Source organism: Butyrivibrio sp. AE2032 (assembly GCF_000702965.1).
The window spans coordinates 356,183-376,658 of the sequence record NZ_JNLF01000002.1 but is presented as its reverse complement, the minus strand read 5'-3'; the positions used below and the strand labels follow the sequence as shown (position 1 = coordinate 376,658).

Here is a 20,476-nt window from a genome sequence, read left to right as displayed (position 1 = left end):
AGGGCAGGCGAGTGAACGCTGTTGTTGGATATACAGGTTTTGTAGGCAGTAATATATATGCGTCCGGGGCTTTTGATGCTGCATATAATTCCAAAAACATTAATGATGCATTTGGCACAAAACCGGAACTTCTTGTATATGCGGGTCTCCGTGCTGAAAAGTACCTTGCAAACAACGCTCCCGAAAAGGATCTTGAACTGATATCTCAGGCTGAGGAAAACATCAGCAGGATCGATCCGAAAAAACTTGTCCTGATCTCAACCGTTGATGTGTTTAAAAAGCCTGTGGATGTTGACGAAAACTCGGTAATTGATACAGAAGGTCTTCACCCGTACGGCTATAACCGCTTTCTTCTTGAGCAGTGGGTAAGGGAAAGATATCCTGATGCACTGATCATAAGACTCCCGGGTCTTTTCGGCAAAAACATAAAGAAGAATTTCATATTTGATTTTATTAACGTTATCCCTTCGATGCTGAAAGCTTCAAAGTTCGATGAGCTTTCACTTAAGGATGAGACATTAAGAGATTGCTATTCTCTTCAGGATAATGGTTTTTACAAATTGAATGCTGACGGTTTTGACAGGAAAGAACTCAAGGAAAGATTCCTTAAGTTAGGTTTTTCCGCTCTTAACTTTACTGACAGCAGGAGTATTTACCAGTTTTATAACCTCGGCAGATTGTGGGACGATATATCCAAAGCTTTGGATGCGGGAATTACTTTATGGCATCCTGCAACGGCTCCTGTATCTGCAGGCGAAGTATATAAATGGATCACGGGTGAGGAGTTTATCAATGAACTTAATTCCGCACCTGCTCTTTATGATTATAAGACCGTTTATGCTGAGCTTTTTGGCGGTAAGGACGGGTATATCTGCGACCGGACTCAAGTATTAGATGAGATTAAGGAGTTTGTTTTAAAGTGTCAGACAAATTGACGGGAATATTTGGCAACAGGAAACTGATGACCGTTATAAAGGCTGCTATTTGCCTTGCGGTCATTGCCATTCTTTTTGGATTGAGGTTCTCTGAAGTCTTTAATTCATATGTGAGCATTAATTCCGAATGGTTATTTGTTTTTGCCAGAAATGCGTTCTTTACGGTCCTGGCCGGGATAGCTCTTTGCTTTGCCGTTTTAAGATTCGAAGATTTGTTTAAGGAATTCAAAGCAGGGAAGAAGAAAGGCTTTTTTTATGCACTTTATTTTTCTGTTTCCCTGCTCTTGTCATACAACCCGATAGATACTGATAATACTGAAGTTTCCTCCTTTAAGAGGGTAATGGGCGCTGCATTTAACGAGAATATAGATGTCGCCAAAAGAGTCAATAATTTCAATATCTGGTTTATATCTTTTGCTGTGGTCTTTGTCTTGTTCTACATGCTTGCAAATCATTTCATCAGCGAAGAAGCTAATGAAAACCGGAAAAACCTCGTAAAGTTTCTAGACGGATACATGGTCTTTGCCAATTGTTCCTTGCTCCTGAACTGCATATCTTTCTTTACGGATTCAGCTGATGTGGTTCAAGCATTTTCTTTTTCGCAGAACATGGTCCTGCTGGTTGCCGTTGTATCTGTCTGCTATCTTGTTTTGTCTTTTGACAGATTTGTTCCTGTTGAGACTTTTGAGATGCTGTCTGTCATCTCATTTGGAATTGCTTTTACTGCAAGCATATTTGTTGGAAAGAGATTTGGAACAGGAAAACTTGTATTTGCTTTGTGCATTATCCTTTCCGTAATCGTTTTCGCTGCCGGAAGGTTATTCTCGAATAAACTCAAGACCGGTCCTGCCGCAAGTCCCATTGCGCTCTTTGCCATCGTCTTTTCCGCGATCCCGCTGGCGACATCCCTTTATATCGAAGCGGTAAACATCTTAAATCAGCGTAATGTTTTTGTTGCTCATCCTGCAAAATACTATAAGATCCTCGTTTTGGCCGGAATAGTATTAGCTTGCGTAGTTATCTTTGTTCTGGCGAAAAGGAAGTTCGACGTCAGTAAATGGAAAGATTTCTCTTTCCCGCTTATTGTTGCAGGAACGACAGCTCTAAGCATTCAGATCCCGCTCTCCGCAAATTATTATCCGCATATCTATGAAGGTGCGAATTCGAGCATCCTTATGAGCGGGTTCCTGAATTATGGTGAGATACCGCTGGTCGAAAATTACGGCGCCCATATGATGACTGCGGTCTGGGAAGGTCTCCTTTATGCGGTATTGAATAACGACTACCGTGGAATTGTTTCTCCTTATAAGAATCTGCTGCTGGTTCTGCTTGCAGTGCTATTCTATTTGCTTATATCCAAGCTTTGGAACAAGACCATGGCTCTCTTCATTTCCATCTTCATTCCTTATATGGATGTTTTCTCGTTCTACGGACTAGGAATACTTGTCTGTCTGTCCGCAATGGCATATGTAAAGAAGAATTCTTTCCCAAGGGCAGTTGCTGTATGGGGAGCATTTATATGGAGCGCTCTGTACAGGCTCGACCTTGGATTTGCCTTTGGTCTGGCCGTTATGGTCGCCTTGGTTATCTATGTTATAGCGGAAAAGAATAAGAAGGCAGTTAAGGAACTTGGTGTATCCTTACTTGGCTGGTGCGTGGTAGGCGGTGCTGCCTGGTTTGGAATCTGTATTGCCAAGGGTATCAATCCCGTTAAACGCCTTTTGGAATTTGTCGCAGTCTCCATGTCTAACCAGAACTGGGCCTTTGTAGGTATGGGCAAGACAGAGAACTTCAGTTTTGCAATCGGCTATCTGATCGTTCCGTTCGTAATGGTCCTGGCATTGCTCTATACGGTTTTCTCAAAGCAGTTCAGGGAAAAGATAGGAAATGAGAGGTGGGTCCTTTTGTTAATACTCGGAGTCTCATATTTTCAGAATTTCTCCCGCGGTATCGTCAGGCATTCACTCAGATCTGAAGCTACCGACCATGTCTTCTGGTGCGCATTCCTTTTCCTTGCTCTGTTCATTGCATTCTATAAGGACAGCATGAAATGGTTTGTTCCGGCTTTCATGTCTTTTTCCATAGCGGTTCCGCTGCTTTTCTCTCCTGCAAATTATGCTGTTACACCAATAGCAGATAATGCTTTTGGTGCTTCAGGACCGATAATCGAGAGCTGGTATCCTTCTTCCTCGGATAAGAAATTCATATCAGATGACGGCAGGGAGTTTGAGACTGAGTGGGAGCTTATCAAATACTCAAAAAAGAGGGTTCAGCGTGTAATTTTTACGGATGAACTGCAGGACTATTCAGCTGAATTCAAGATCGTGCTGGACAGTCTTCTTGATGACGGTGAGACATATGTTGATTTTATAAACAAATCTTTGCTTTATTCCGTACTGGGGTATAGAAATCCCGTTTATGTTGCTCAGTCGCCGATGCTCTTGTCAGGCGAATTCTCTCAAACTGAATTCATCAAAGAGATGGAGGGAGTCCCAGTAGTCATCATGCCGGTGGATGCTGAGAACAAGCAGTTAACGACCACTCTGGACGGCATCACAAATGCTTACAGATACTATAAGGTCTATGAATACATTTACACTAATTACGTGCCGCTTTGTAAATACGGCAATGATTATGCTGTCTGGTGCCTGCCCGAAAAGTATGAAGTATACAAGGCTGAGATCTCTGATCTTATCCGCAGCAAGGATCTTTCTCACGAGCTTCTTACCACTGAATCGCTCAATCTGAGAAATGCTGTGCTTGAAGAAAATGACGAAGGTTATGTGGTCATGAGATACACGGCAAATGATCCGATGATGATCGACCTTCAAAACCTGATCGATCTGTCGGAATATAACGGAAGATATGCCTTTATATCAGTTGAATATGAGACAGATGTTTCCGATGTGATGCAGATGTATTATACGACTGACAAGGACGAGGACTTCTCGGGTAAAAAAGTCGAGAACGTCAATATCTCCGGCGAGGGCACGGCTTTATTCAAGATACCTGTAACCCAATATACAAGACTCAGACTGGATACGCCTTGGGAGAGCACTGTCGTCATCCGTTCTTTGAACGTAGGCAATCCCATCGAATTTATCGATTATGGTTATGACGGTCCCTTTAAAACAACTGATTCATCCGGCAACGTCAAATATGATTATCTCAGTTCTTTCCATTATTCTTCGATAGGTGATCTTGCAAGGATCTGGGCTGAATATGACAAGCAGAAGGCGGTTGATAATCCTGAGATCTTCAGCCTTGCTTATGAGGACGGATATTATACCTTTGACAAGAACCAGATCCCTGATACGAAGAACGGAAACTATCTGAAGATATCTGCTCTATACGACGGAACAGACGGGCAGGGGTTCGAAAAAGACGATGATGAGAAGGTGAAAGCCGATATCTATTTCGGGCTCTGGGACGGTAATGAATATATCGAGAAGTATTGCTATACGATATATTTTGATGAAGGCAGCCATAACTATCTGATAAGATGCAGCACAGATTATTACTGGGGCCTTAAAGATGTTAATGCTGTCTGGATCGATACTGACAGTGAACTTAAAGACGTTTCTATGTGTGTAATTGATGGTGACTGATATGAATCTTAGTATTTCCAATATCGCGTGGTCTGCTGAAAATGACCGTTTAGTATATTCGATCATGAAAGAGCATGGTTTTGCCGGGCTTGAGATAGCTCCTACAAGGATTTTCCCCGAATCTCCTTATGACAGGCTTGATGAAGCTTCAAAATGGGCTGTGGATCTGAAGCAGGAATACGGATTTGTTATTCCTTCGATGCAGTCTATCTGGTATGGAAAAAGTGAAAAGCTTTTCGGAACAGATGACGAGAGGAAAGAACTGGTCCGGTATACAAAAAAGGCGATAGATTTTGCTGAGACCATAGGGTGCCATAATCTTGTTTTCGGGTGTCCGAGGAACAGGAATATGCCTGAAAATGCTGACTTAAGCACTGCCATATCTTTCTTCAAAGAGATAGGTGATTATGCGGCTTTGCATAATACCGTTGTAGGCATGGAGGCTAATCCGCCGATCTATAACACTAATTTTATAAATGATACAAGATCAGCATTAGCTCTCATCTGTGAGGTCGCATCTGACGGGTTCAAGCTTAATCTTGATGTTGGAACCATGATAGCAAATGATGAAGATGTGTCGGTTCTTTCAGGCCGTGAGTATCTGATCAATCATGTGCATATAAGCGAGCCCATGCTGAAACCTGTTGAGGAAAGAGGACTTCACAAGGAACTTGCTTCGCTTCTTGCTGCAAATGATTACCGGGGGTATGTTTCGATAGAGACAGGGAAGCAGGATGATATCTCATTGCTCGAGCGTATGATGGATTATGTCCGCGGGATATTCTGATCTTTGATGTTTTGAAAAGTGAAGGGAATATATGATATACGAGAAACAACCCGGTGTTCCGAAGTTTGAATGTACGGAGTATTCAGCGAAAACAAAAGATTATGTGTTGCTTATTCCGATCATAAATGAAGGAACAAGGATACATAACGAGCTTCAAAGAGCAAAGGACAACAATATATCGTCATATGTTGATATTGTCATCTGCGACGGCGGATCAAAAGACGGTTGTACAGCTGAAGATAAACTCCGCTCTCTGGATGTCAATACACTTCTTGTTAAACAGGATGCCGGTAAACAGGGTGCCCAGCTCAGGATGGGCATCTGGTGGGCTCTGAAGCGAGGTTACAAGGGCATAATCACCATCGACGGAAACGATAAGGACAGTATTGAGGATGTGCCGAAGTTTATCGAAAAACTCGAAGAAGGATATGACCTGATCCAGGGTTCAAGGTTCGTTAAAGGCGGACATGCCGTAAATACGCCTTTTATAAGGCTAGTTTCAGTAAAGCTCATACATGCGCCGATAATATCGCTTACGGCACATCAGAGGTTTACCGATACGACTAATGCTTACAGGGCGTATTCGAGAAGATATCTTGAAGATGAGAGAGTGCTTCCGTTAAGGGATATCTTCATGACATATGAATTGCTTGCTTATCTGTCTGTGCGCGCTACCCAGCTTGGCATGAAGGCCTGTGAGGTCCCGGTTACAAGGGCATATCCTAAGACCGGAAAGACGCCAACCAAGATCAGCTTTTTCAAAGGCAACAGTGAACTGATGAAGATACTCCTGAAAAATGCTTTCGGTGCGTATAAGCCGGAAAAGGGAAAAGCATGAATCTCGTAAAGTCCATACAGGCGAACAAAAAGGGTATCCTGCTGATGCTGGTGTCATCAGTATGTGTCTGCATAGGCCAGCTCCTGTGGAAATTATCCGCCGAATACGGATTGCTTATGATGCTCTTGGGCTTTGTGTTTTACGGCATCGGCGCTCTAGTAATGCTTGTTGCATATAAGTTCGGCAAACTTTCTGTCCTTCAGCCTCTGCTCAGCATGAATTATGTTGTAAGCATCGTTCTTGCCGCACTTGTCCTGAAAGAACAGATAACGCTCCTGAAATGTATCGGTGTGCTGATCATAATAGCCGGAGTCATCTTTATTGCCGGGGGCGATGAAGAATGATTGTATACGCAGTTCTTTTGGTCATGACATTTATGGGAAGCGTAGCATCCCTGTTCCTAAAAAAAGCATCCGGAACACAGGGCATTCTGGGAATGCTCCGTAATGTGAACCTGTATTTGGGCGGCGGCCTTTATGTATTGTCAGCGCTGCTGAATATCTGGGTATTAAGATACCTGGATTATTCCGTTGTATTGCCGCTCACTTCTTTGACCTACATGTGGACTATGTTCCTGTCCCGTGCATTTTTGAAGGAAAAGATCACGGTCCGGAAGATCATAGGCGTGGTATTGATCATTGCCGGAGCAGTTTTGGTATCGATGAAGATCTGATTATTGCTTACAGGCTCTCGAAATAAGGCTTCCTGTCCTTGAAATAGACCGTCTCTGTAAATCCGAGCGACTTTAAGTATTCTGTAGCCTCGTCAAAACAGACTGCGAATGTGCCGTCGAAATGAGAGTCTGAGCCAAGGCATATCATCTTTCCGCCCATGTCCCTGTATCTGTTGAGGATGGCTGCGTCCGGAAGGTGCCTTGTAAAGCCTCTTTCTTTGTGTTTCTGGATGGATTTGGTGTTAATCTCCAGTGCTTTTTCCTTTGAGATTATCGCTTCGAAGAATCTGTCAAACTCTTTGGGGCATTCATCGTATGTGACGAAATCAGAGAGTTTGTCCGTATATCTGTTGATGTAGTCGTAATGCGCTGCCACGTCGTAGTTTTCGCAGTTCTCGCACATTTCAGCCATCATGGCCATATATTCGGTGTGAAGTTCCTTGGCGGGCATCTTGTAGCACTCACGGTCGGCATAGAAGTCCTTGCCCCTGAAAAGGTGCACGCTTAAAAGGACGACATCGAGTGGGATGAGTCCAGCTATCCTGTCGATCTCTTTGGCAACATGAGGCTGATAGCCGAATTCTATGCCTTTTAAGAGTTCCAGATCAGGTGCTGCTTTGACACGCCATTCTTCGAATGCCTTGTCATATTCTTCGAGATCGAAAGTCCAGTCAAGCCCGTCATCGGGGAAGAAGACCTCATAGTGTTCAGTTATTCCTATCCTGGAAAAACCTTTGGAACGTGCCTGGCTTATAAGCTCATCTATCGTCTGTCCTGCATCAACTGAAAAGTGTTTTGTATGATTATGACCGTCAGTGACCATATTTGTCCTCATATTTAAAAGATTTTATTTAAACTTATGGTATCATAAGTTGATTAGAAAAGAGGTGGTATTATGCCCAAGAAAAAAGAAACAAAAAAGATCAAGACCGGCGAGCTTTTCGCTGAGTTTCCCAACCTTTACGAGACAGCGTCGGAAGACGATATGACAGCGACTTTCGAATTTGCCGAAGAATACAAGGCTTTCCTCGACAATTCAAAGACTGAGCGCGAGTTTGCAGCCAATGCCATACAGGCAGCTGAGGAACTCGGTTTTGTGGATATCGCCACGTTAGATGTCTTAAAGCCCGGTGACAAGGTATATCAGAGCATCAAGGGAAAGGGCTTTGCTGCAGCCGTTATCGGCAAAAAGAGCCCTGCCGAGGGATTTAACATCTTAGGAGCCCATATCGATTCACCCAGACTCGACCTTAAGCCCAATCCCATCTATGAGGATAACGACACCGTATATTTCAAGACGCATTATTACGGCGGCATCAAGAAGTATCAGTGGACTACGATCCCTCTGAGCGTACACGGCGTCGTATTTACCAATGACGGTAAAGCTCATCAGATCGTTGTAGGAGAGAAGGATACCGATCCTGTCTTCTATATCACAGACCTTCTTCCGCACCTTGGTTCTGACCAGATGGCTAAGAAGGCTTCCGAATTTATCCCCGCCGAAGACCTGAATGTCATTATCGGCGGCATTCCATGCACTGAGGATAAGAAGGTCAAGGATATCTTCAAGGCAGGTGTCCTCAAGATCCTTTTCGAACAGTACGGTATCAAGGAGAAGGACTTCGTTTCCGCAGAGATCGAGATCGTTCCCGCAACAAAGGCAAGGGATGTCGGTTTTGACCGCGCGTACATCGCAGCTTACGGACATGACGACAAAGTCTGTGCATATCCTGCATTAAGAGCTCTGCTTGCTCAGGAAAAGCCGAAGAAGACCTGTGTTTGCCTTCTTACGGATAAGGAAGAGATCGGTTCTTATTCCAATTCCGGAGCTACTTCCAACCTTTATGAGAACTTCCTCATGGAAGTCTTCGCCAAGGCTGAGGGCGGTATAGACAAATTCAACACTTTGAAGTTCCGCAAGGCTCTTGCGGCAACCAAGATGCTCTCCACGGACGTTACGACTGCTTACGATCCGAAGTATTCTAATGTATTCGAGAAGAATAACACTGCATTCATGTCTCACGGTCTTAAGATCGAGAAATATACCGGCGCGAGAGGAAAGTCCGGATGCTCTGAAGCTACAGGTGACTTCATCGCTGAGATCACTGATATCTTTGAGAAGAATTCCATCCCGTGGCAGACAGGCGAACTCGGACGCATCGATGCGGGCGGCGGCGGAACGATCGCTGCAGTCATGGCTGAGCTCGGTATGGATGTTGTCGACATGGGCGTACCCGTATGGTCAATGCATGCTCCCGTTGAAGTGATCTCAAAGATCGATCTTTATTATCTCTTCCTCGGATATAAGGCGTTTATCGAGAATATCGGATAATGGCTAAGAGAACGGTAGAACATAAGACAGCGATAAGGAACAGCGTCGGAAGGATCGCCATCTTCGGTCTTTTCGTGCTGGTCCAGATCGCAGCCTTTATCGTTCTCGTCGTTCTTTTGGGTAACAAGTTCCCGCCGCTGGATATTTTGATGAGAGCCATTGCGATAATCATCGCGCTCGGTATCAATTCAAGAGACCATAACGGTGTATTCAAGCTCATCTGGGTCATCGTTATACTGGTACTGCCGATCCCGGGACTCCTTTTCTATGTGCTCAACAACTACAGCAGTTCCAAGCACAAGATAAAGAAACGTCTGGATAAGGTGGATCTGATGGTCTTCAGCCATCTGAATCATAACGATGTTATCTTCGCGGAATTTAAGCAGGAAGATCCCGCCAGAGCTTCCAATGCCAGATATCTGAGAAGCTTTAATTTCCCTATCTATGAAGGTACTTCGATAAAGTATTTCCCTGTGGCTTACGACAGCTACAAGGCACAGATCGAAGACATAAAGAAAGCGAAGAAATTCGTCTATCTTGAATATCATGCGATTGAGAACAAGGACGCATTTGAGCCTCTTCATGAAGCATTGAAGGAAAGAGCCGCGGCAGGTGTAGACTGCAGAGTCCTTTACGATGACGTCGGTTCATTCCTCTTCATCAACAGGAATTTCGTAAAGCTCTTAGAGTCAGAAGGCATCAACTGCAATGCGTTCAATCCTGCTTATCCGTTCCTGTCTCTGTTCATGAATAACAGGGACCACAGGAAGATAACCGTTATCGACGGCAAAGTGGGATATACGGGCGGATATAATATCGCCGACGAATACTTCAATATGGTCAATCCGTACGGACATTGGAAGGACAACGGCATCAGACTTGAAGGTCCCGCAGTTCAGAGCCTTACCGCGATGTTCGTCGAGATGTGGAACTTTGCCGACATCAAGCGTAAGGACGATGACCTGATGACTTTCGAGCCGATGGTGATTGAACCCGTTGCAGGTTCTTCCGGTTACTGCGTGCCTTACTGCGACAGTCCGCTGGATCTTGAGCCGATCGGTGAGAACGTATATCTCAACATGATCAATAATGCACAGGAATTCTGCTGGTTCATGTCTCCGTATCTCGTGCTTTCCGATGAGCTTGCTAGAGCTCTTCAGATCGCAGCAAAAAGAGGAGTCGACGTCAGGATAATGACTCCCGGCATTCCTGACAAGAAACTTACTTATAATGTCACGAGATCCTACTACAACATGCTCGTCACGAGCGGGGTAAGGATCTACGAATACACACCGGGATTCAATCATTCGAAAACATGTCTCTGCGATGATAAATGCGCCGTGGTCGGAACGATCAACCTGGATTTCAGGAGCCTTTACCATCATTTCGAGAATGCAGTATATATGTACAGGGCAGACTGCATTCCCGATATCAAGCAGGACTTTATAGATACGATCGCGGAATGCAGGGATGTTACTGAGAAATACAGTAAGAGACCCAATATCTTTGTGCGGTTCTTCAAGTCCATCTTAAGACTTATCGCGCCGTTGCTTTAATATTTGGAGGTAATTACATGTCTGTTCGTTTTTATAATTGCAGGATCCTGACCATGGAAGACAACAAAGTGACCGAAGGGGAGCTTTGGACCGAAAATGACAGGATAAGCTATATCGGACCTTCCGCTGATAAGGGCGATAAGGTCTTTGACCGTGAGATAGACTGCAAAGGCGGTCTCCTGATGCCGGGTCTCAAGAATGCGCATACCCATTCGGCAATGACATTCTCCAGATCCCTGGCAGATGAATACTGCCTCAACGACTGGCTCTTTAAGGCAATATTCCCGAGAGAAGCAAAGCTTACCGCCGAGAGCGTTTACTGGCTGTCTAAGCTTGCTTACGCTGAATACCTTTCAGGCGGAATAACAGCATGTTTTGATATGTATTTCGAGAAGGACGCGAATGCGAAAGCTGCAGTCGAGACCGGATTCAGACATGTATTCTGCGGTGCGGCCAATGATTTCGGCGGGATGGAAGAACTTGAAGATTTCTATGACAGGCTTAATTCATACGATCCGCTGGTTTCCTTTATCTACGGTTTCCACGCGGAATACACGACCTGTGAGGACAATCTGAAGAAGATATCCGAACTTGCCCATAAATATGAGGCTCCGGTGTTTGCACACATCTCAGAGACTAAAGCTGAAGTAGACGGCTGCATCGAAAGATACGGCTGCACGCCTGCAGTCCTTTTTGACAGACTCGGCATCTATGACTTCGGCGGCGGCGGTTTCCACTGCGTATGGTTTACCGATGAGGACCGCGATATCTTTAAGAAAAGAGGTCTCTGGTCTGTATTTAATGCCTGCTCAAATCTTAAGCTCGCAAGCGGCATTACACCTGTTTACAAGTTTATCGCCAACGACATGAAGATCGCGATAGGTACTGACGGCGCAGGCTCAAACAACAGCCTCTCGATGTTCCGTGAGATGTACCTTGATACCGTCCTTTCCAACGTTGAGACTGGAAATGCCGCTGCGGTCGATCCGTTTACCATCCTTAAGGCAGGAACAACAGGCGGAGCTCTTTGCATGGGCCTTAAAGATTCGGATGTTCTTGCTGTAGGAAAGAAGGCGGACATCATACTGATCGACATGAACAGGCCTTCCATGCAGCCTGAGAACAACATTGCCAGAAATATCGTTTACAGCGCCGATAACTCCGTTGTTAAGATGACCATGATTGACGGAAAGATCCTCTATGAGGACGGTAAGTACAGCACACTCGATCTCGATGAGGTCATCCGCGAATGTAATAAGCTGATGAAGGATCTGGCATAAGAGATCATGAAGTTCCTGATAAAGCATATCGGCAAATATAAGACTGCCTCGATCTTAAGCCCCGTGTTTAAGCTCCTCGAGGCATGCTTTGAACTGACTGTTCCTCTCATAGTTGCAAAAGTCATTGACCTGGGCATCAAGCAGGGCGACATGGCATATGTCAGGTCAAGGGTGCTCATCCTTGTCCTCTTTGCGGTAGTGGGCTTTGCCAGCGCAATAACTGCGCAGTATTTCGCGGCTTATGCTGCTACGGGCATATCCTCGGGCATCAGAAAGAGTCTGCACGACAAGCTCCAGACGCTTTCCGTGAGCGACTATGAAAAGGTCGGCAATTCAGGCATGGTCACGCTCCTGACTTCTGACGTCAATCAGATACAGACCGGCATCAATCTTTTCCTGAGACTTCTTTTGAGGTCTCCTTTTATCGTTATCGGCGCATGCATAATGGCCGCAGTCGTCAAGCCTTCGATGGCTTTGATCTTCGTTTGCTGTACGGCGCTTCTTGCCACTGTAATAGGTCTTAACATGAAGTCTTCGATCTCAAGGCATAAGGAGTCCAGGGAAGGCCTTGACGCTCTCGTTAAGAAGACATCAAACGGAATTGCCGGCCAGAGAGTCATTAGAGGTTTTAACAAGACTTCCGGCGACTATGAGAAATTCGAGTCAAAGAGCAAAGCTCTGAACGCATCTCAGATAAAGGCTGCCGATTTTGCGGCATGGCTCAATCCGCTGACATACGCCGTGGTTAATCTCGCGATATGTCTTTTGATATACAGAGGCGCCGTCCATTTCAACATCGGAGATCTTTCTGACGGACAGGTTGTCGCTCTCTATAACTACATGTCACAGATCCTTGTGGAGCTTGTTAAGCTTGCAAATCTTATAGTATCCGTATCAAGAGCTTATGCATGCCTTAAGAGGGCAGAGGGGCTCTACGGAATAAAGAGTACAGCAACTCAGGGCTCAGGAGCATTAAGCGGCAATTCCGTTTCCGTTTCCGTGAAAAATGCTTCATTCACTTATCCGGGAAACAACGAGGAATCGGTAAAGGATTTCTCCGTTGATATTAAACCGGGCGAGACCATCGGCATCATCGGAAGTACAGGCTGCGGCAAATCAACGGCTGCGGCTCTTATTGCCGGCATCTATCAGCCTCAGAAAGGCGAGGTGCTCCTGGACGGAATAAACATAAATGACATAGCAGCTTCAAGTCTGGCTTCTTCTGTTGGCATGAGTCTTCAGAAAACAAGGCTCTTTAAGGGCTCTTTAAAGGAAAACATCGCGTTGGGACGCAAGGAGCTGTCTGATGAAGATATCAGTAACGCATGCAGATTATCCTGCAGCGACGACGTTGTATCTTCAAAGAAGGAAGGTCTTGATTATGAGATCTCCGACGGCGGCGCGGGCCTCTCGGGCGGACAGAGACAAAGGATCGGCATAGCAAGAGCGCTTGCGGGAAGACCGGGCCTTATAATTCTCGACGATTCGACTTCTGCTCTGGACTGGGGAACCGAGAAAAGGCTCCTAAACAACATCGGCTCCATAGAGACAAAGCCTACGGTTATCCTTATCTCTCAGAAAGTAAGGACATGCATGAACTGCGACAGGATAATCCTGATGGATGACGGCAGGATAGAGGCGATAGCCCCGCATGAGGAACTCCTCAGGATATCCGAAAACTACAGATACATGAACTCGCTTCAGATGAAGGGAGGTGCCTCATGAACACTAAGAATATCAGGCGCCTTCTGTCTTATCTCAAGGGTTCGGGGCCTCTTGCCGTACTCTCCATTGTTATCGGCATCCTTTTCGGATGCGCAGGTGTCGCGATACCGTATTTCGCAGGAAGAGCCGTCGACTCATTGGGCGATATTGATAAGCTCGTAAAGCTGATCGTCAATATTATCGTTCTGCTTGCCGTTGCAGCCGTACTGCAGTTCGTCATGATCAAGATAAATAACCGCATCGCGTATACGATCGGATTAAATCTCAGGAATGCCGCTTATGCCAAGATGCATAAAGTAATCATGGCTTATATCGACAGGTCTTCCGTCGGAGCTCTGCAGAGTCTCATCATCAGTGACGTTGAGACCGTATCTGACGGTATGCTGTTATTCCTGAACCAGTTCGCTTCTGGCATCGCAACGATAATAATTACCCTTGCGGTAATGTTCTACATCAACTGGAAGATATCCCTCATCGTCGTTATATTCACGCCCGTTTCGATCGCAGTTTCCACCCTGATCGCCAAAGGCGCATACAAGTCCTTTGCAAAACAGGCGCAGATAAGAAGCAGACAGACTTCCTACGTCGCCGAATCCGTAAATAACTTCAGGGAGTGCAAACTTTATGACGTTACTTCGGAAAGGAGCTCCGGTTTTGATGGGATAAACGAGGAATACAAGAAGACTTCGACCAAAGCCACATTCCTCTCATCCATCAGCAATCCGTCCTCGAGATTCGTAAACGCCCTTATTTACGCAGGAGTCGTGTTTACTGGATGCATGGCGGGTATTGGCGGTGCGATAACGCTTGGATCGCTTACGACGCTACTGGCATACGCCAACCAGTTCATGAAGCCTTTCAACGACCTTTCCGCGGTATATACGGAGCTTTCCGACAGTTTTGCATGTCTTGCCAGGATCTTCGCGCATTTGGACAGTCCCGAGATACCTGAAGAAAAGATCACGGAAGCACTGCCCGATAAGAACACGAAGTTTGATATCGAGTTTAAGAATGTCAGTTTCTCGTATGTTGAGGGAAGACCCGTGCTTCAGGACATCTCGTTTAAGGTCGGCAAGGGTGAATCCTTTGCGATAGCGGGTCCCACGGGCTGCGGCAAGACGACGCTGATCAATCTTCTGATGCGTTACTATGAGCCTGATTCGGGAGATATCCTCATCAACGGCAGGTCAATAAAAGATATCCCGAGGTCGGAGCTCCGTCACTATATCGGGTTCGTTACCCAGGATACCTGGCTTTCGGATGACACGGTAATGGAAAACATCAGATTTTCGGGTTCTCACATCACCGAGGATCAGGTTTTCGCGGCCGCAAAGAAAGCCGGATGTGATTCTTTTATAAGAAAACTGCCAAAGCGGTATAATGAGATGTTGGACAATTCGAGGGATGATATCTCGGAAGGTCAGAAGCAGCTCCTTACTATAGCAAGAGCCATGGCTTCGGATCCTTCGATAATGATCCTCGATGAGGCCACGTCATCAGTAGACGTTGTTACTGAAGACCGTATTCAGAAGGCCATAAGGGAGCTTCTGAACGGAAGAACGAGCATAATAATCGCGCACAGGCTCTCGCAGATCACGAACTGTGACAAGATCGTCGTAATAGACGGCGGCAAGGTCTCGGAGATCGGATCACACGATGAACTTATCGCAAACGGCGGATTCTACAGCAGGCTTTACGCCTCGTACATATCCGATTAAAGGAGGAACTATGAGCAAATGTAAGCTCGAAGAATTCAAGACTTATATCAAAGGCAGGAAGGCTGCCGTTATCGGCATCGGCATCTCGAACACGCCGCTTATAAAGTGGCTTGTTTCGCTGGGCTGTGATGTTACGGCGTGCGATAAGATGACCGAGGAAGATCCTGTCTTAAGAAAGAATATCGATCTGCTGAAGCAGGTGTCGCCTGACATCAAATGGTCTTTGGGCGATTCTTATCTCACGCATCTGAGGGATGATCATTACGATATCGTTTTCAAGACCCCTAAGATGAGGTTTGAGACTCCCGAACTACAGGCATTAAAGGAGATGGGATCCATACTTACGACTGAGATGGAACTTTTCATGAACCTCTGTCCCGCGGAGATCTTCGCGATTACGGGTTCTGACGGAAAGACCACTACGACTACGCTTACTGCCGAGATCTTAAAGCAGGCTGGATATAAGGTATGGATCGGCGGAAATATCGGAACTCCGCTCCTCGACAGGATCGCCGAGATAGGACCTGATGACAAGGTCGTTCTCGAGTTGTCTTCTTTCCAGCTCCTTGGCATGAGTACGCCTGCCGATGTCGCGATAGTTACGAACATCACGCCTAACCATCTGGATTTCCATAAGGACTACGACGAATACATCCAGGCAAAGGTTAATGTTTTCAGAAACCAGGGGCCGGTAGGAAAGGTGATCCTCAATGCAGGATGCGATCTTACTTATGAGATGAAGGATCTCGCAAGAGGAAGAGTAAAGCTCTTCTCGGCCAACAAGGGCAAGGTAATGAGATCAGATTCGCCGCTTTACCCCAGAGCATATACGGAAGATGGCAGACTGGTCTATGAGGAACAGGGTGAGATCTTCGATATCTGCGGCGTAAACGAGATCTTTATTCCCGGCAGCCATAATGTCGAGAATTTCCTTGCCGCGACATGTGCGGTTATAGATTATGTAAAACCTGAGGATATCGCTTATGTAGCAAAGAATTTCAAGGGAGTTCCGCACAGGATCGAGTTCATCAGAGAGCTTGACGGCGTAAGGTGGTATAACTCATCCATAGATACTTCTCCGAACCGTTCGCTCAACACCATGAATGCGCTGGCATCAAGAAATGAGCACGGCGTTCTTATCTGCGGCGGTGCCGACAAGAAGTGTCTTTATGCCAAACTCGGTGACGCCATCCTGAATGTATGTGACAGGATTATAATCTACGGTTCCAATGCCGATCTTGTCACTGACATCATCGCAAAGGAAGCAAAAGGACGCAAATATGAGATTTACCGCATCCCCGATAAGGAAGGCGATGTCTATGAGTTCCCCAAAACACGCGACAATGTCGTAAATGCTTATAAAGAGGCGATCAGAAAGGCCAGGGAGTGGGCTAAGCCCGGTGAGATAGTCATTATGTCTTCCATCGGCACGTCATACGACCATTTCAGGCACTTTGAACACAGAGGAGACATGTTCAGGGATCTCGTAAACGGACTTGAATAATACTGTTGGCTCTTGGGTGGAGGAAAAAATATGGCTGACATGAATTATCAAAGATACAAGGCTCATCCGACTGTGGATCTTCCGGACCGCAAGTGGCCGGGGAACAGGATAACCAAGGCTCCCATATGGTGCTCTGTCGATCTTAGGGACGGAAACCAGGCGCTTGAAGTCCCCATGACGCTCGAAGAAAAGGTCGAGTTCTTCAAGTATCTCTGCTCCGTTGGTTTTAAGGAGATCGAGATAGGTTTTCCCGCTGCTTCCGAGACAGACTATAATTTCTGCAGATACCTGATCGATAATGACCTCATTCCTTCTGATGTGGCCATTCAGGTCCTCACCCAGTCAAGGAGCCATATCATCGATAAGACAATGAAGGCCGTAAAAGGAGCTCCTGCGGTCATAATCCACCTTTACAATGCGACCAGCACGCTCCACAGAGACGTTGTATTCGATTTCTCGTGCGAAGAATGCATCAAGCTCGCCGTTGACGGCGCAAAGATGATAATTGACAGGATCAGGGAAGATAAGAGCGGAACGAAGTTCATGCTCGAGTATTCGCCAGAGGCTTTTTCTGACACGGAACTCGATTTCGCGGTTCAGATCTGCGATTCGGTGCTTGACGTCTGGCAGCCTACGCCCGAAAACAAGGTCATAATCAATCTTCCCGAGACAGTCGAATACCAGACGGCAAATGTCTATGCCGACCAGATAGAGTATTTCACCAGACATACAAAATGGAGGGAATCCATCATCGTCTCGCTGCATACGCACAACGACAGAGGCACGGCGGTCGCCACTTCCGAATTCGGTCTGATGGCAGGAGCCGACAGGGTGGAAGGAACTCTTTTCGGTAACGGCGAGAGAACGGGAAACGTTGATATCATTACTCTTGCGATAAACATGATGATGTTGGGCATCAATCCCGGGCTCGATTTCTCAGACATGAATAAGACAATAGATATCTATGAGGAACTGACCGGAATGAAGGTCGAGCCGAGGCACCCGTGGGCCGGAAAGCTCGTATTTACGGCTTTCTCGGGCTCCCATCAGGATGCGATAAACAAGGGCAGAAAGAAGATGGAGGAGCGCGGAGAAAGCATCTGGGCAGTTCCGTATCTTCCTATCGACCCAAAAGATGTCGGAAGGGAATACGAGCCCATCATCCGCATCAATTCGCAGTCGGGCAGGGGCGGCATCGCTTATGTCATGGAGACTTATTTCGGAGTTCAGCTCCCGAAGAGATTCCAGCGTGATTTCCTGCCTGTCGTCAAGGCTGCCACTGAAGCCGGCGGTACTGAAAACGAGCTTACTCCGCAGCAGATTTTCGATCTGTTCGACGACAAGTTCATCAACGTTCTTGAGCCTTACGGCTTAAAGAACTTCTCCGAGCAGCAGGACAGCGACCAGGTATCCACCGTGGAAGCCCTTATAACATACGGCGGCGAGGAAGTCACCATAAAAGGACAGGGCAACGGTCTTTTGGATGCTTTTGTCAGTGCTTTCAGCAAATATACGGGGATCGATTTCTCCATCTCGAATTACTCTGAGCATGCAATGAAGTCGGGTTCTGACTCTGCGGCTATCACTTATATCGAGATAACCAACAAGGCAAACAGGAACACTTACATCGGAGCCGGTGTATCGAGTTCTGTCACAAAATCATCCGTCCGTGCCGTAGTTTGTGCATTTAACAGGATGATAAGTGTGTTATGATTGTCTGGTTTGAAAAAAGGAGATAATTAATCTATGGAATGGTTTTTGGATTATGTAGTTGCTTTGCTGTTCGGTATCGTGGAGGGTGTCACTGAGTGGCTCCCGGTAAGTTCGACCGGACACATGATCATATTGAACGAGTTCTTAAAACTCAACGTTTCACCTGAGTTTTATGACCTTTACCTTGTAGTCATCCAGCTCGGCGCCATCATGGCTGTTGTTGTGCTCTTCTGGAAAGACATATGGCCCTTCGGCGTAAAGGACAACGATCATCCGTTTGCAAAGACGGGCATAGGCAGCTGGATCAAGAAGGACAAGATCATTATGTGGCTCAAGATCCTTGTCGCCTGCATTCCCGCCATCATTGTCGGCGTTCCTTTTGACGACTGGCTCGATGAGCATCTTTACAACTATGTTGTAGTTGCAATAGCTCTTATCGTTTTCGGTGTGGCATTCATCGTTGTTGAGCATCTTAAGAAGGATTCGACTCCTTCCGTCAAGACCGTAAACCAGATCAACTGGGGACATGCCGTCGTTATCGGCCTTTTCCAGCTCCTTGCTGCCATTTTCCCCGGCGCTTCAAGATCCGGTTCCATCATTGTAGGTTCCATCGGTATCGGCATCAAGAGAGATGCTGCTGCGAAGTTTGCTTTCTTTCTGGCCATCCCCGTCATGTTCGGTGCAAGCCTTCTCAAGATCCTGAAGTACGACGGAAGCGTTACCGCTCATGAGGTCGGTCTTCTTCTTGTAGGCCTGATCACGGCATTCGGTGTCAGCCTGCTCATCATCAACAGGCTCATGGCTTTTATCAGGAAGCATTCGTTCACCGTATTCGGCTGGTACCGTATTGCATTGGGCGTCCTCGTCCTCATCCTCGGCGCAGTCGGAGTCATCGGCGGCAACGGCGCTTCCATGGCCTGATATTTCCGGAAAAGTTTTGCCTCAAAACATATAATATTTTTAATAAGTATATTAGCCTGTTTATGCTATAATCCATACTGATTTATTATGCAGACAGGAGAGCACTTTTGCGAAAGTACATATACAACAGCCGTGATGTGGCGGCTTACTTCAAATATTTCTCGGTCCCGAGCTATCTTGAAGTGTCATATATGCAGTATATCTTCAATCTCGGGAACAAGGTCTTAGCTGAACCTTTGACGCGCGATTTCGAGTATTTCAAGAAGGAAGTCTACAGGGAACTCTATTTCCTGTGGGCCAACGGCTTTGAGAACGAGAAGGCCGATATATCCAAGATGACTTCTGAAGGCGACCTGTCGCTTATCTGCGACCAGGAATGCATCTGTCTTGAGTCTTATATGAAGCTTATATGCCTTCATCTTATTTTTTCGGGCAATCTGCCGTATATCACTTTGAACTTTACGGGTCTCATGACCCAGCTCGGCATAAAGTGCGGAGTCGAGCTCTACGAAGCCAACTGCAAGATCATCTGCGATTCACTGCAGCTTGAGGTCAGAGATACATTCGGAAAGCCTTTCGATCTTGCATTGGGCGTTCCGGACGAGCTCCTGCGCGTTTCTTTGAGCGCTGAGTTTAAGGAAGGCCTTGATTCAAGGAACTTCAAAGAAACATTGAGGAGCGAGCAGATGAACTGGCTTAAGGATCTAAAGGACAAGTCCTTTAAGCTCTTCGGTTCCATCCCCGCACGCAAGAAATCTACAAACAAACCGCGCCAGAACGGCGCTTCACGCAAGAGCTACAGGGAAACGGGTTATCCTGCGGCTCAAAAATCGGTACAGCCCAAGGGCATGCCGAAGCAAGAAAGATAAGATAACTGGAGGTTATT

16 protein-coding genes are annotated in these 20,476 nt (G+C 46.3%); 15 read left to right on the top strand and 1 reads right to left on the bottom strand.

Annotation, left to right across the window (positions count from 1 at the left end; all coding sequences use genetic code 11):
• Positions 1-11: 11 nt before the first annotated feature.
• Genes BO18_RS01575 through BO18_RS01550 form a run of 6 tightly spaced genes read left to right on the top strand, consistent with a single transcriptional unit; the run spans position 12 to position 6,841 of the window.
• Positions 12-935, top strand: a complete 924-nt coding sequence (locus BO18_RS01575) for a sugar nucleotide-binding protein (protein WP_034442730.1) — start codon at positions 12-14, stop codon at positions 933-935.
• Positions 920-4,543 carry a hypothetical protein gene (locus tag BO18_RS01570; RefSeq protein ID WP_034442727.1) on the top strand — a complete coding sequence of 1,208 codons (3,624 nt, stop codon included), beginning with the start codon at positions 920-922 and terminating at the stop codon, positions 4,541-4,543. Before BO18_RS01575 ends, BO18_RS01570 begins: the two co-directional genes overlap by 16 nt.
• A 1-nt stretch (position 4,544) precedes the next feature.
• On the top strand, positions 4,545-5,330 hold the full coding sequence (locus BO18_RS01565) for a sugar phosphate isomerase/epimerase family protein (protein ID WP_034442724.1): 786 nt from the start codon (positions 4,545-4,547) through the stop codon (positions 5,328-5,330).
• A 31-nt stretch (positions 5,331-5,361) separates the two neighbouring features.
• Entirely contained in the window at positions 5,362-6,168 is an 807-nt protein-coding gene (locus BO18_RS01560) for a glycosyltransferase family 2 protein (RefSeq protein WP_034442721.1), read from the top strand.
• Complete coding sequence (locus BO18_RS01555) at positions 6,165-6,512, top strand: EamA family transporter (RefSeq protein WP_034442718.1); 348 nt, start codon at positions 6,165-6,167, stop codon at positions 6,510-6,512. Before BO18_RS01560 ends, BO18_RS01555 begins: the two co-directional genes overlap by 4 nt.
• Positions 6,509-6,841, top strand: a complete 333-nt coding sequence (locus BO18_RS01550; RefSeq protein WP_034442717.1) for an EamA family transporter — start codon at positions 6,509-6,511, stop codon at positions 6,839-6,841. Before BO18_RS01555 ends, BO18_RS01550 begins: the two co-directional genes overlap by 4 nt.
• A 7-nt stretch (positions 6,842-6,848) precedes the next feature.
• On the opposite strand, the gene BO18_RS01545 is transcribed toward BO18_RS01550, so the two are convergent.
• Positions 6,849-7,664 carry a histidinol-phosphatase HisJ family protein gene (locus tag BO18_RS01545; RefSeq protein WP_034442714.1) on the bottom strand — a complete coding sequence of 272 codons (816 nt, stop codon included), beginning with the start codon at positions 7,662-7,664 and terminating at the stop codon, positions 6,849-6,851.
• A 72-nt stretch (positions 7,665-7,736) separates the two neighbouring features.
• Here BO18_RS01545 and BO18_RS01540 point away from each other — a divergent pair, with 72 nt between their 5' ends.
• The 9 genes from BO18_RS01540 (at position 7,737) to BO18_RS01500 (ending at position 20,459) form a co-directional block, all read left to right on the top strand.
• Complete coding sequence (locus tag BO18_RS01540) at positions 7,737-9,173, top strand: aminopeptidase (protein WP_051688420.1); 1,437 nt, start codon at positions 7,737-7,739, stop codon at positions 9,171-9,173.
• Complete coding sequence (cls, locus tag BO18_RS01535) at positions 9,173-10,729, top strand: cardiolipin synthase (protein ID WP_034442712.1); 1,557 nt, start codon at positions 9,173-9,175, stop codon at positions 10,727-10,729. Before BO18_RS01540 ends, cls begins: the two co-directional genes overlap by 1 nt.
• A 17-nt stretch (positions 10,730-10,746) precedes the next feature.
• Positions 10,747-12,009: an amidohydrolase gene (locus BO18_RS01530; protein ID WP_034442709.1), complete on the top strand. Its 1,263-nt coding sequence runs from the start codon at positions 10,747-10,749 to the stop codon at positions 12,007-12,009.
• A 6-nt stretch (positions 12,010-12,015) separates the two neighbouring features.
• On the top strand, positions 12,016-13,734 hold the full coding sequence (locus tag BO18_RS01525) for an ABC transporter ATP-binding protein (RefSeq protein ID WP_034442705.1): 1,719 nt from the start codon (positions 12,016-12,018) through the stop codon (positions 13,732-13,734).
• Positions 13,731-15,452, top strand: a complete 1,722-nt coding sequence (locus BO18_RS01520; protein ID WP_034442702.1) for an ABC transporter ATP-binding protein — start codon at positions 13,731-13,733, stop codon at positions 15,450-15,452. Before BO18_RS01525 ends, BO18_RS01520 begins: the two co-directional genes overlap by 4 nt.
• A gap of 10 nt (positions 15,453-15,462) precedes the next feature.
• Positions 15,463-16,956: a UDP-N-acetylmuramoyl-L-alanine--D-glutamate ligase gene (gene murD / locus BO18_RS01515; protein WP_034442699.1), complete on the top strand. Its 1,494-nt coding sequence runs from the start codon at positions 15,463-15,465 to the stop codon at positions 16,954-16,956.
• 30 nt (positions 16,957-16,986) lie between these two features.
• Positions 16,987-18,669 (top strand): 2-isopropylmalate synthase, encoded by a 1,683-nt coding sequence (gene leuA / locus BO18_RS01510; protein WP_330379369.1) that lies wholly within the window; start codon positions 16,987-16,989, stop codon positions 18,667-18,669.
• A 33-nt stretch (positions 18,670-18,702) separates the two neighbouring features.
• Positions 18,703-19,590: an undecaprenyl-diphosphate phosphatase gene (locus tag BO18_RS01505; RefSeq protein ID WP_034442695.1), complete on the top strand. Its 888-nt coding sequence runs from the start codon at positions 18,703-18,705 to the stop codon at positions 19,588-19,590.
• A gap of 107 nt (positions 19,591-19,697) precedes the next feature.
• The gene (locus tag BO18_RS01500) at positions 19,698-20,459 is read left to right on the top strand and encodes a hypothetical protein (RefSeq protein ID WP_034442692.1); all 762 of its coding nucleotides are present in this window, start codon (positions 19,698-19,700) and stop codon (positions 20,457-20,459) included.
• Positions 20,460-20,476 lie beyond the last annotated feature (17 nt).